Below are 11,604 nucleotides of genomic sequence, written 5' to 3' on the forward strand. Positions count from 1 at the left end.
ATAAATCGCCGGAGTCCAAGACTGTAAACGATTACCCTGATTGATTCGTTTCGTTCGGCCATTATGACTCCCTAGACGGCAGATAGCATTGCATGATGACAATTTCCGCAACCCGACTTTTCTGTAGGAAAACTTTCAGGGGCGAACGGTAGCATTGGCCAAGTGACCTCATCTTCCAAGTCCCGCAAACGTTCCCACTCCCCTGCCAAATTCATCGCGACCTGCAAACGCAAGTGGCGCAAGGCCGGCGTACCCGCAAAAGTAGGTGTGGTTCTCGGTGGTATCGTCGCAGTGATCTGCGTAATGGCACTGGTGATGGGGCTCATTCGTATGGTCCAGTGGCATATCGAAGTCACAGACGCGCAGAAACGGCAGGAAGAGCTGGTCCAGAAATATGATTTCGACCCTGGCAATATCATCTCCGACGCGCAGTTCTTCAACGCCGACGCCATGAGCCAGGCCGAAGTACAAGCCTTCATCATCAAGCACGGCCCAAACTGCACCTCAACCAACTGCCTGCCCGTCAAGACCTTCGATACCACCGACATTGCCGCCAACAGCCTTTGCAAAGCCTACGAAGGCGCAAAAGGCGAATCTGCGAGCGCCATCATCTACAAATCCTCGCAGGCTTGCGGCGTCAGCGAAAAAGTACTGCTTACTGTAATGCAAAAGGAACAGCATCTCATCGGCTCGGCCAATCCCACCGACTTCCAGTACAAAGCCGCCATGGGCCTGAGCTGCCCGGACGATGCCGACTGCGACCCGCAATATGCCGGCTTCTTCAATCAGGTCTACGGCTCGGCGAAACGGTTCAGGTACTATCAAGCCCACGAAAGCAAATACGGCTACCACGTCGGAACGCTCAACTACGTTCAGTATCATCCGAACAAAAGCTGCGGCGGCACCCAGGTCTACATCCGCAACCAGGCCACGGCGCTCCTCTACGTCTACACGCCCTACCAACCCAACACCGCGTCACTGAAAGCGGGCTTCAACGAGGGAGACTCTTGCTCCAGCTACGGCAACCGCAACTTCGCTCTGATCTACAACAACTGGTTCGGCGACCCGCGCAAGTAGCGGCGACGCAACCGTAAAACTACTTGATATAGCGGCGCAGCAAACAGGTCACGACGACGGCTAATGCACCGAAAACGGCGGCGAACGGGCCGAGCCAAGTCAGGCCGAGCGCACCGTTGACCAAACCGCCGACAGCCGAACCCAGGGCGATGCCGATGTTGAATGACATCGAATTGAGCGACGAGGCCAGGTTGAGGCAGCCGGGGTGCGAGGATTCCGCAACGTCCATGTAGAGCACCTGCGAGGCCGAGTTCTGCAGGTACATCAGCATGCCAAGCGCGATGAGCAACGGCACGCCGAGCCACGGCAGGAAATGGACGAGAGGTAGGGCGCAGAGGCACACAGTCTGGGCGACGTAAATGGGCCGGATGCGTGCCAACGGTTCAACGCCTTTGCCCCTGTTCGCCAGTTTGCCTCCGTAAAGGTTGCTCCAAAGGCAGGCGAGGCCGAAAACGACCAAACCGACACTAAGATATTGTTTCGGCAGATGAATTTCGTCACGCATAATGGGCGTCAGATAAGTATAGAAGACGTAGCTGGCCGCAGCCCCGCATAGGACTGCGGCGACACCCAGATCGATACGCGGGTCGAAGAAAAGCTTGAATTGGGCGATGAAGCCGATATGCTGCATCTGGCCGCTACGCGGCAACACGATAATCATCAGGATCATGAGTACGACGCTCAAAGCGACAATCAGCCAGAATGTCCAACGCCAGCCACACACGCCCGCAAGCCACGTACCCACAGGAACGCCCGCAACGGAGGCAAGTGAGAAGCCGGAAAATACCCAAGCGATGAATTTCGTGCGGTGCTCCGGATCGGTGACCTCGCCGGAATAGGTCATCGACATCGCAACCAACGTGCCGGAAACCAGCGCGATGACCATGCGGGCCACCACCAGAAACGCGAAATTCGTAGCCACCGCGCATAAGACATTGCCCAGGATAAAAACGACGATAAGCGCCATATGGGTTGGGAAACGCGGGAAACGGCCGCTCAGAGCGGATCCGATTGGGGTGGCCGGGGCATAGACGAAGGCGAAAATCGAGACCAGATTGCCGACTGCGACCTCGGAAACGGAAAGCCCGCGTGCGATGTCGGGCAGAATGCCGACCACGATGAATTCACTCATCCCCAGCATGAAGCTCATGGCCACCAGCGTGAAGACAGGCAGGTTCCAAAAGCGGCGGCCGGCAGGTTGAGCCATCTTATCGTGCCCCGCATCGGCTTTCGCCTCGCCGGCATTGCCCTGCACTAATCCCTTTGCCATCTTCTTCTCGCCCCGCCAAACTGCCTAAAACTTGAATACCCTCCATCAAATTTTACGGATGAGGCATGCCAAAACCGGCTCGAACTCGCGCGAATAAAACGAAACCGCCATAAATAGCCACTGAACGAAACCCAGCGAGACACAGCAGCTGGGCATACCCTTTTAGAGCTTGGGCAGGAACTTCTCCAGTTCATAGCGGGTGACTTGGCGGCGATAATCGTCCCATTCCTGGCGCTTGTTGCGCAGGAAGTACTCGAAGACGTGCTCGCCCAGAACGCCGGCGACGAAATCGGACTTCTCCATCACCTTAAGCGCCTCGTCAAGATTCTCCGGCAACGGCTCGATGCCCATGGCCTTGCGTTCGGCGTCAGTCAGATCCCAGACCGCGTCGCTGGTCGGCTCGCACAACGTCATCTTCTGCTCAACACCGTCGAGACCGCTAGCCAGAAGCACCGAGAACGCCAGATACGGGTTGGCCACCGGATCCAGCGCGCGGTATTCCATACGAGCCGAATTGCCCTTGCCGGGCTTATACTGCGGGATACGCAGCAGTGCCGAACGGTTGTTATGGCCCCAGCAGACGTAGCTCGGGGCCTCGTTGCCGCCCCAAAGACGTTTGTAGGAGTTGACGTACTGGTTGGTGATTGCGCTGATTTCGCGGGCATGGTAGAGGATGCCGGCGGCGAACTGGCGGGCGATCAGCGACATGTTGAATTCCTGCCCGGCTTCGTAGAAGGCATTGGAATCCCCCTCGAATAGGCTCAGGTGAGTGTGCATGCCGCTGCCAGGCTCGTCGGTAAGAGGCTTGGGCATGAAGCTGGCGTGAATGCCGCGCTCCAGCGAAATCTCCTTGACCACCGTGCGGAAGGTCATGATGTTGTCGCTGGTCGCCATCGCGTCGGCGTAGCGCAGGTCGATCTCGTTCTGGCCCGGTCCGACCTCGTGGTGCGAGTATTCGACGGAAATGCCCATCTGCTCAAGCATGTTGACGGCAGCACGACGGAAGTCCATCCCGGGACTGCGCGGCACGTGGTCGAAGTAGGTGCCGTAGTCGACGGGGGTGGGCGGCTTGCCCCAATCGTCCTGCTGTTCGAAAAGATAGAATTCGATTTCGGGGTGGACGTAGAAGGTGAAGCCCTTCTCCTTGGCCTTTTGAAGCTCCTGTTCCAAGACGTGGCGCGGATCGCCGAGCGACGGTTCACCGTCCGGGGTCAAGATGTTGCAGAACATGCGGGCGGTACCTTGCGGACCGTCGCGCCACGGCAACAGTTGGAAAGTGGAAGGGTCCGGCTTGACGATCATATCGTCTTCGGAGACGCGGGTCATGCCTTCAATCGCCGAGCCGTCGAAGCCGAGGCCCTCCTCAAAGGCGTCCTCGAGTTCCGCAGGGGCGATAGCCACGGACTTCAACGTCCCCAGCACGTCGGTGAACCACAAACGAATAAAACGCACATCGCGTTCCTCGACGGTACGCAAGGCGAATTCCTGCTGTTTATCCATATTCCTATGTTCTCACGGCATTATTACATTCCAGTTAAACCATGAGTCGCGGGGATATTTTCGGAACTTTCCGCTTCAGGTTGCAGGAACGATTATTACTTTCCGACTTCAAATTAGCGAGAGATTATCGAATCAAATAAAAAGTCGGTTGATAACAATTTCACATCGACGACATTCCACCGTTCCTGCTTTGCTGTCAACCAACCTTTTGGCTCTTCTACGAAATTATCGACGCTCCCAAGCCTTTTCGATATCGTCGTACTTCAACGCACCGGTATTCGGCACCAGCAGCCTGGCATGGCCGAGCTCGTTGGGACTGCCGACTCCTACCGAAAACGCTCCGGCGGTATTGATGGCGGTGATTCCGGCGACGGAATCCTCCAGGCCCACGCAATCTTCCGGCTTTTCGCCGATCTCGGAAGCCGCTTCCAGGAAAATGTCAGGGGCGGGCTTGCCGGCGGCCACTTTGCTCGGGTCGGCAATCGCGTCGAACGTATACGAGAGGCCAAGCTTCTCGAGGATGAACGGGCCGTTCATACTTGCCGAAGCCAGCGAAAGCTTTATGCCATGCCGCTTCATCTGACCAATCAGCTCCGGGATGCCCGGGAGGATATCGGCCGAAGTAAGCCCCGCCAAAAGCCCACGGTATGCCTCGTTCTTTTCGGCGGCCAAGGCGTCAAACTCCTTTTGCGGCACCGAGACGCCAAGATAGTCCAGAATCACCTTGAGCGAATCCGCACGACTGACGCCCTTGGTCTTTTCCTCAAGTTCGTCGGGAAGCTCGCGGTCGAAATGGTCCCTGGCCAACTTGCGCCAAGCCTGAAAATGATAAACGGCGGTATCGGCAATTACACCGTCCAAATCAAAAAGCGCACCCTTCATCGACTCCTTCTTTCTTTTACTCTTTTACGTTTATATTCAATAGAGAATAATACTCATTTCGCAATATTCGCATTATCGATTTGCGCTGAATTACCACAGGGGTATTCCAATCTGTTCCAATCTCGCAGCGCAAACTCTATTACGAAGCAATATTCGGACCGGCTTTCTGCTCTGACCAACGAATCCGCCCGGTAAGCCTGTCTCAAGAGACCGACGTTACTTCTGTCCTACAACCGCGAGCGCCTCTTTGAGGGTGAAAGCATGGGCGTAAAGGGATTTTCCAAGGATTGCAGCATCCACACCGACATTTTCGAGCTCGGAAACCGCACGGATGTCATCGAGGCCGGAAATGCCGCCGGAAGCGGTGACATGGGCCGGCGTGCGTTCGGCGACCTCACGCAGCAACGTGAGGTTCGGGCCGTCCATCATGCCGTCATGGGCAACGTCGGTGACCACGTAACGCTGGCAGCCGGCCTTATCGAGCATGGCCATGGTCTCGAACAGATCGCCGCCTTTGCTGGTCCATCCCCGACCGGCCAACGTGTGGCCTTTGACGTCGAGACTGATGGCCACCTTGTCGCCGTATTTCCTGATGATTCTGGCTGTCCACTCCGGGTTTTCCAACGCGGCGGTGCCGATATTGACGCGTGCGGCCCCGGCTGCGAAAACGGCTTCGAGACTTGCGTCGTCACGGATGCCGCCGCTCATCTCGATATGAACCTTGTCGCCGAGTTTTTCGCCGATCTCGCGCAGTTTCGAGCGATTGTCGCCAGTGCCGAACGCAGCGTCGAGATCCACCAAATGAATCCAAGTCGCTCCCTCATCGAACCAAGTCTGTGCGGCCTCATACGGGCTGCCATAATCGGTTTCGGAGCCTGATTTGCCTTGGCGCAGGCGCACGGCCTTGCCGCCTCGGACATCAACGGCCGGAAGCAATGTCAGCATGTTTTCTCCTTGAATTGAAGTTTCATATTCCTTCTATCAACGCTCAGCATGGAATGCACATTTGCAGGCTCCGCATTTCCCGAATCCCGCATTACCGCACCGCTGAATCTCTACGTTACAGCGTCGCGGCCCAGTTCTTGAGCAACTGGGCACCCGCCTCCCCCGATTTTTCGGGGTGGAACTGGGTGGCCGAAAGCGGGCCACGCTCGTAGGACGCCACGAAATGACTACGTCCGTAATCGCAAAAACCGACCTTTTGCGTATCGACATCATCAATGGAAGATTGTGCATGGCCATGATAGCCATCTATTCCCGAGGCCACGAAACTCGCGCCCGTGACAGGCTTCGCCGGAATGGAAGCACCCATTGCCGCATACGAATGGACGAAATAGAACCGCTCATTCTCAAGTCCATGCAAAATCGCCGAATCGGCGGGAGCACTGATTGTATCCCAGCCCATGTGTGGGACGACATCCGCGTCAAGCAGATCGACGCTGCCATCAATGACGTCCAGGCCGTCACTGACCTTGCCGCCTTCAGTGCCCTGACTGAACATGATCTGCAAGCCGACGCACACGCCAAGCACCGGACGTCCCGCGAACAGGCGATTGAGTATGACCTGATCGCCACCGACCGCCTTGAGCCCGTCCATGCATGCGGCGAAAGCACCTACACCGGGCACCACCAGTCCATCGGCCTCGAGCGCCTGACGACGATTGCTGGTCAGGGTCGGCTCAAGCCCGATATGCGCCAGTGCGCGCATCATCGAGCGCACGTTGCCAAAGCCGTAATCGAACACCACCACTGCGGTCATTGCCTGTTCCCCGTTTCCCTACATTTGTCTGGTTGTTTCTAAGTATCGCCCGGATTACCGCAAACCGTCGCCATCATTCACCATACGATACGGAATAATTTAAAATGCGGCCTGGCGGCAGATTTCCAGCCCATGAGAACGAATCATCGCTCATTCAATATTCGGCTTACCGCTCCCACGCGAACGTGTATGGTCGGCAATCACCTCGAACGCCTTCTTACGGTCGAAATCGGCGGTCGCCACCACACGCACGCCCTGCTCCTTGAGTCCGGCGACATCGGTGATGCCAAGCATCAGGTCTTCGACACAGCTGGGCGCAGTGGTGAAGAGCATCGGCGGCGCGAACTGCTGACCCGGTTCACCGGCCATATAAAGCGTTGAGACGAGTTTGTCCGCGCGGTTGACCGACAGCACCGCAGGCATACCATTGACCACGCCGGTAAGGTCCTTGGCCGCACCTTCGGGGGCGTCGCCATCCAGGTTATGCAGAATGGCCACGGCTCCGTTTTCATCGGCCACGCAGTCGGCGGAAATGTCCGCGATCTGGCAGAACGCAGCTAGCAGATCCGCTGAAATCAGCCTGGTGATAAGTATGGCGACCTTGGCACGGTTGCCGATAAGCCCTTCGAGCTCCTCGTCGAAGTTCATTTTGTCGAGTTCGTCGGTAATCCTTCGGTCGGATTGTTCGGCACTGTCATCGACACCGTCGAGCGAAGAATCAGTGCCATTCATACCGGGATTTTCAGAGCTTCTGCCGTCATCGTCCATACCGACATTTTTGCCATCGGGATCGTCTGCGAATTCCTTCTCGAATCCCGCGAGCGCCTTCTCCAGTTCTTCGTCGCTGAACAGGCCGCCGTTATCGTCGTTTGAATCAGCGGAACCATTGACGTTGTCAGAATCGCCAAAACCCTTGGAACCTTTCGTATTGGCGAAATTATCGGCAGAGTCGGAACCGCTGACGTTATCAGCGTCGTCTGAGTTGTTAAAATTCTTAAAGTCGTCGTTCTCTTTGCTATCATCGCGACGTTCGCTCATCACAGCGCCCCTTTCGTGCTGGGGATGATGCCGGCGATACGAGGGTCCGGCTCGCAGGCGAAACGCAACGCACGGGCAAGCGCTTTGAACTCGGCTTCAGCGATATGGTGGGGGTCACGCCCTGCGAGCACCGTCATGTGCAGGCAGAGGTCGGCGTGGAAGGCGATGGATTCCATGACGTGACGGACCAACGAACCGGTGAAATGCCCGCCGATCATGGCGTATTCGAACCCTTCCGGCTCCCCGGTGCACACCGCATACGGGCGCCCGGAAATGTCGACCACCGCACGAGCGAGCGCCTCGTCCAGCGGCACAGTGGCATCGGCGAACCGACGGATACCGCGCTTGTCCCCCAGTGCTTGCTTCAGCGCCTCACCGAAGACGATGGCCGTGTCCTCGACGGTATGATGCACATCGATGTCGGTGTCGCCGCTGGCCCGGATTTTGAGGTCGATCAGCGAATGCTTGCCGAGCGCGGTCATCATATGGTTGTAGAAAGGCACCGTCGTTTCGATGTCGGTTTTGCCGGTGCCGTCGAGATTCAGACTCAGTTCGACTTTGGATTCGCTGGTCTCGCGCACTATTGTCGCCGTTCTTGCCATACCCGCTCCTTTATCGCTGGTTCGCACACATTTCAAAGCTTCTACCATCATAATTCATTACAAAGTCAAGCGAAAACCATATGCATTACAATAATGTGTAAGAAAGATTTATCATTGTCGGAACCGTAATTCGCACCTGCTATACAAATCGCACTGACCAACGTATACAACACAAAACATGGCGCAACAACGACCTTGATTCGTCTCTATGCTGCAAATTACGAATCACAATAACAGTTATTGGTTTCCAAGTTCTGTCAGCACTTCCGTCAACGCCTCACGGAAACGGGCCATCTCCTCGTCGGTGCCCATGCAAACACGCAACCAGCCGTCCGGGCCAACCACACGAATCAGGACGCCACGCTTCAGGAGCTCGTCGAAAATGCGGTCACGGTCTTCAAACGAACCGCCGAAGAGGACAAAGTTGGACTGGGAATCCGCGACCTGAAGCGGCTTGCCGTGCCAAGTCTGGGTTTTAAGCCACTCGGCAGTGGTTTCACGAATCTCGCGCAGGTGTTTCACCTGGCTCAGCTGCTCGTCGGTGTGTTTGAATGCTGCGAGTGCCGTGGCCTGCGTGACGGCAGAAAGATGATAGGGCATGCGCACGATGCGAACGCAGTCGACGATGCCATGGTCGGCGGCCAGATAACCCACACGAGCGCCTGCAAAAGCGAAAGCCTTGCTCATGGTGCGACTTACGGCAAGGTTCGGGTATTTTGCAAGCAATTGCAACGCCGTCGGTGTGCCAGGAGTACGGAATTCGATATAGGCCTCATCCACCACGACCACCGGATGCACACCTTCTGCGGCTCCCTCGACCTTGGCGTTTTGCGCGGCTTTGAGCACGGCTTCGAGCTGATCCATCGGCAGGATAGTGCCAGTAGGATTATTGGGACTGGTCAACAGAATAATCGATGGCTGCTCACGTTCCATGGCGTCCAGCAAAGCCTCAAGATTCAGCGAGAAATCAGCGTTGCGCTTCACCGTAATCCATTTGGTAAACGTGTCACGCGCATATTCGGGATACATAGAATAGGTCGGATCGGCGCCCAACGCCTTGCGTCCCGGGCCGCCAAAGGCCTGGAAGAGCTGGAGCATGATCTCGTTGCTGCCATTGGCGCCCCACAGCTGCTCGACGCCGAGTTTCACACCGGATTCACGCTCAAGATAGTCCGAGAAGGCCTGCCGCAGCTCGGTGTGCTCGCGGTCGGGATAACGGTTCAAGGTCGGGGCAACCTTACGGACATCCTCAGCGATCTCATCGACCACGGCAGGCACCGGCTGGTACGGGTTCTCGTTCACATTCAGACAAACCGGCACATCGAGTTGTGGCGCCCCGTACGGCACTTCGCCGATGAGATCGTTGCGCAACGGCAGATCTTGTGGAATCGAATTGGTCATGATATTCCTCTTAACTTTTTATACTAATCGGCCATTATGGCAATCATACGGCAATCCGGCATGAATCCTGTTAATTCTAAAAAGGCTGTCTGGCTATTAAGAACGCATTGTCGATATGATTGAAGCCCAGTTTCGGATAGTATTCCATCGCACTTTGCGCGGCCAGCAACACCAACGAAACATCCGATCCAAGCTGACGACGGAGTCTGTCCACCAGTCCAGAACCAATGCCCTGACGCTGATAATCCTTGTCGACTGCCAGATCCGAGAGATAACAGGCATAGCTGAAATCGGTCAGGGCGCGTGCCACGCCGACAAGACATTCGCCTTCCCACGCCGTCCATAAAACATCGGCATTGTCGAGCATTTCCTGCAACCTAGCCAAATCGTTGGTGGGCCGGTGTATTCCAGATCGATCGAACACGCAAGCAAGTTGCTCAACAGTGATGCTCCGTTCATGCGTATAGACGATCATATCCGATTCCCTCCCAATAATTCAAAAGGCCTCGGGGCCAGCGGCTTCAGACCGCCGACCCCGAGGCCAAAAACGAATAGCCTACTTGCGCAGGCCGGCCCTGCGCTCCTGTTCCTTGAGCGTGGCCTTATCGTACGGATCATCGACGAAGCGGCTCAGCACGCACTCGCCATGGGCAGGCAGGTCTTCGGAGACAGCGAAGGCATTGATCAACGAGGCCAGCGGCTTCAAGCCCTGCTCGTCGTATTCGATGACCTCGACCGGCTTCATGAAGGTGTGCACGCCGAGACCGCAAGCGAAGCGGGCGGTGCCGCCGGTGGGCAGCACGTGGTTGGAACCGGACATGTAATCGCCCAACGGAACCGGCGAATACGGGCCACGGAAGATGGCACCGGCGTTCTTGATGCGCGGCACAACCTCGTCCGGGTTCTCGGTCTGGATTTCCAAATGCTCGGCGGCGTAGGCGTTGGCTGCATCCACCGACTGGTCGAGCCCGTCGGTAAGGATGATGCCCGACTGACGGCCAGTCAGCGACGTGGCGACGCGCTCGTGCGACATGGTGCGTGGCACACGGTAATCAAGGCTCTCCTGGGTCTTCTTGGCCAATTCCTCGCTGTCGGTGATCAGAACGGAACCGGCGAGCTCATCATGCTCGGCCTGACCGATCAGATCGGCCGCGACCCAGCTCGGGTTGGCGGTCTTGTCCGCAAGAATGGCGATTTCGGTGGGTCCGGCGACCGCGTCGATGCCGACGATACCGGAGACCATGCTCTTGGCCGTGGCCACGAAGATATTGCCCGGACCGGTAATTTTGTCGACCGGTTCGCAGAGCACTTCGCCGTCCTGCGGCTCCGAGCCGTTAGCGCCGTAAGCGAACATGGCGACGGCCTGCGCACCACCGACCGCATAGACCTCGTCTACGCCCAGGATGGCGCAGGTGGCAAGAATGGTCTTATTGGGCAAGCCGTCGTTGTCAGCGCTCGGAGGCGTGGCGATGGCCAGCGACGAGACGCCAGCGACCTGGGCCGGAACGGCGTTCATGATTACGGAAGTCGGATAGACCGCCTTGCCGCCGGGCACATACAGACCGACGCGCTCGACCGGAATCCAGCGTTCGGCGACGCGTGCACCTTCGGCCAGGTCGGTGTAGAAGTCCTTCGGCACCTGAGAGGCGCAGACCTTGCGAATACGACGCACCGATTCCTCGATGGCGGCGCGAACCTCAGGGTCCAGCTCTTCGAGCGCACTGCGCATCGCGTCAACGGGCACACGCAGATGGTGCGGGCGAATGTGATCGAATTTCTCCTCGAAATCACGCAAGGCCGCAGCTCCACGGGCCTTGACATCGTCGAGGATAGGGCGCACAGCGCTGCTGGCTTCGTTCGTACCCATTTCGGCACGAGGCATAGCCTCCAGCATTTGCGCGCGAGTGAGGCGCTTTCCGCGCAGATCGATAATTCGCATGGTGTTATTTTCCATACCTGCAATCGTATTCGGCACAAGGCCTCAGTATGAGACACAACTCACATTCTGAGACCGATTGCCCATTTGGTTCGTTGCATTACAGTAAATCGTGTATATTATGCCAGAAACCGCTACA

11 protein-coding genes are annotated in these 11,604 nt (G+C 57.0%); 1 reads left to right on the forward strand and 10 read right to left on the reverse strand.

Annotated elements, in window-relative coordinates:
• Positions 1-153 precede the first annotated feature (153 nt).
• Positions 154-1,077 carry a hemagglutinin gene (locus tag PT279_RS06375; protein ID WP_277166627.1) on the forward strand — a complete coding sequence of 308 codons (924 nt, stop codon included), beginning with the start codon at positions 154-156 and terminating at the stop codon, positions 1,075-1,077.
• 19 nt (positions 1,078-1,096) lie between these two features.
• Here PT279_RS06375 and PT279_RS06380 read toward each other — a convergent pair whose 3' ends face one another.
• From PT279_RS06380 to hisD, 10 genes are all read right to left on the reverse strand, one after another.
• On the reverse strand, positions 1,097-2,284 hold the full coding sequence (locus tag PT279_RS06380) for an MFS transporter (RefSeq protein ID WP_277166628.1): 1,188 nt from the start codon (positions 2,282-2,284) through the stop codon (positions 1,097-1,099).
• A 225-nt stretch (positions 2,285-2,509) separates the two neighbouring features.
• Positions 2,510-3,847 (reverse strand): glutamine synthetase family protein, encoded by a 1,338-nt coding sequence (locus PT279_RS06385; RefSeq protein ID WP_277166545.1) that lies wholly within the window; start codon positions 3,845-3,847, stop codon positions 2,510-2,512.
• 225 nt (positions 3,848-4,072) lie between these two features.
• On the reverse strand, positions 4,073-4,729 hold the full coding sequence (gene pgmB, locus PT279_RS06390) for a beta-phosphoglucomutase (RefSeq protein WP_277166546.1): 657 nt from the start codon (positions 4,727-4,729) through the stop codon (positions 4,073-4,075).
• A 216-nt stretch (positions 4,730-4,945) separates the two neighbouring features.
• Positions 4,946-5,674, reverse strand: a complete 729-nt coding sequence (priA, locus tag PT279_RS06395) for a bifunctional 1-(5-phosphoribosyl)-5-((5-phosphoribosylamino)methylideneamino)imidazole-4-carboxamide isomerase/phosphoribosylanthranilate isomerase PriA (RefSeq protein WP_277166547.1) — start codon at positions 5,672-5,674, stop codon at positions 4,946-4,948.
• A gap of 115 nt (positions 5,675-5,789) precedes the next feature.
• Positions 5,790-6,488 carry an imidazole glycerol phosphate synthase subunit HisH gene (gene hisH, locus PT279_RS06400; protein ID WP_277166548.1) on the reverse strand — a complete coding sequence of 233 codons (699 nt, stop codon included), beginning with the start codon at positions 6,486-6,488 and terminating at the stop codon, positions 5,790-5,792.
• Positions 6,489-6,638: 150 nt separating this feature from the next.
• Positions 6,639-7,526 (reverse strand): hypothetical protein, encoded by an 888-nt coding sequence (locus PT279_RS06405; RefSeq protein WP_277166549.1) that lies wholly within the window; start codon positions 7,524-7,526, stop codon positions 6,639-6,641.
• Positions 7,526-8,128, reverse strand: coding sequence for an imidazoleglycerol-phosphate dehydratase HisB (gene hisB, locus PT279_RS06410; RefSeq protein WP_277166550.1), 603 nt, complete (start codon positions 8,126-8,128; stop codon positions 7,526-7,528). The genes PT279_RS06405 and hisB overlap by 1 nt, the downstream gene beginning before the upstream one ends.
• A gap of 237 nt (positions 8,129-8,365) precedes the next feature.
• A complete protein-coding gene (locus PT279_RS06415; RefSeq protein ID WP_277166551.1) occupies positions 8,366-9,529 on the reverse strand; it encodes a histidinol-phosphate transaminase in 1,164 nt (387 codons plus the stop codon).
• 76 nt (positions 9,530-9,605) lie between these two features.
• Positions 9,606-10,004 carry a GNAT family N-acetyltransferase gene (locus tag PT279_RS06420; protein ID WP_277166552.1) on the reverse strand — a complete coding sequence of 133 codons (399 nt, stop codon included), beginning with the start codon at positions 10,002-10,004 and terminating at the stop codon, positions 9,606-9,608.
• Between the two features lie 81 nt (positions 10,005-10,085).
• On the reverse strand, positions 10,086-11,483 hold the full coding sequence (gene hisD / locus PT279_RS06425; RefSeq protein WP_277166553.1) for a histidinol dehydrogenase: 1,398 nt from the start codon (positions 11,481-11,483) through the stop codon (positions 10,086-10,088).
• Positions 11,484-11,604 lie beyond the last annotated feature (121 nt).

It is taken from the genome of Bifidobacterium sp. ESL0784 (assembly GCF_029433295.1).
In the GTDB taxonomy this organism is placed as follows: Bacteria; Actinomycetota; Actinomycetes; order Actinomycetales; family Bifidobacteriaceae; genus Bifidobacterium.